This window comes from Streptomyces sp. SID11385 (assembly GCF_010548245.1).
In the GTDB taxonomy this organism is placed as follows: Bacteria; Actinomycetota; Actinomycetes; order Streptomycetales; family Streptomycetaceae; genus Streptomyces.
In genome coordinates this window covers 1-1069 of the sequence record NZ_JAAGLR010000269.1, presented here as the reverse complement: position 1 = coordinate 1069, position 1069 = coordinate 1, and the positions used below count along the sequence as shown (strand labels likewise).

The window sequence follows — 1069 nt, the reverse complement described above, 5'->3', positions numbered from 1 at the left end:
TCCGGGGTGGCCGTCGTGGTGGGCTCGGTCGCCGTGGCGGGGGACACGGCCGCGGCTGTCGTACGGGGTGTGCCGAGTGCCGCGCGGGCGGCGGGCAGTGCGGGGCCGGGCCCGCGGCGTACGGCTGGTCGAGCGGGACGAGAAGCTGGCGGCAGGAGGGCGAGGAGCCGTGCTGCTCGGCCCTGATCCGCTGTTTCATCGTGGGCGGCAGCGAGCGCCCCTGGACGAGCGGTGGCCCGAAGAGGGCCGTCGCGACGGCGAAGCCCTGCGGGCCGCTCTCCTCGCAGGGGAGGTCGCGCGGCTGCGGGGCGGGGGTCGCGGGGGCGGCGGCCTGGGCGGGGGCGGCCGCGAGGCCGAGGAAGGCGAAGAGCGCGAGGAAAGCGCCGACGAGCGCCTTCCACAGCGTCGAGAAGGTCTGGGCAGCCACGGTGTGCTCACTTTCAGCTTGGGCGATTTGCGTACTTCCTCATGATGTGTACCGGCGGCGTCACAGGGGGGAGCGACGCCCGTGGCGCGCAGATCTTCTGATGAACGTCACTCGGACGGAGGCCCCGTGACGGACCGGGGAACAGCCGTCGTCCGGGGTGCCGAAGGGGGCACCGAGTGGTATGGGCCGGTGTGTATAGTCGGGCGACAGAGGTCCCTGAACGTCAAAGAAGGACGAGGTCGCGCGGTGAAGAAGCTTCTCCTGGTCGCACTGGCCGCCATCGGCGGGCTCCTCGTGTACCGCCAGATCCAGGCGGATCGCGCCGAGCAGGATCTGTGGACGGAGGCGACCGACTCGGTTCCCTCGGGTTCCTGAGCAGTCGCGCTCCTGCTGAACGGGCTCCAGCCGCCGAGGGCGGCCGGGGCCCGTCGCCGTATCCGGACCACTGAGGCACACCGCCGGGTGCGCCGGGGCACACCCACCGCCCCAACAGGCCCCCCGTGCACGCCAATTCGGTACGCGCGCGGGACAGCGGGCCGTGCGGGGCGGCAGGATGGGCCGGGCGTGGGGGCGCGGGCTCCCGGGGGAGCGAGGGGCTGCGGATGCGGGGCGGGCGCGTACGGACGGCGGGGCGCGGCGGCG

The 1069-nt window shown here is 74.2% G+C and carries 2 protein-coding genes; one reads left to right on the top strand and one right to left on the bottom strand.

What is annotated here, in order from left to right:
• A partial coding sequence (locus G3I42_RS38385; RefSeq protein WP_343244484.1) for a DUF6344 domain-containing protein occupies nucleotides 1-427 on the bottom strand: 427 nt, incomplete at its 3' end.
• A gap of 246 nt (nucleotides 428-673) precedes the next feature.
• Between G3I42_RS38385 and G3I42_RS08200 the strand changes: the two genes are divergently transcribed.
• Entirely contained in the window at nucleotides 674-802 is a 129-nt protein-coding gene (locus tag G3I42_RS08200; RefSeq protein ID WP_007824483.1) for a DLW-39 family protein, read from the top strand.
• Nucleotides 803-1069 lie beyond the last annotated feature (267 nt).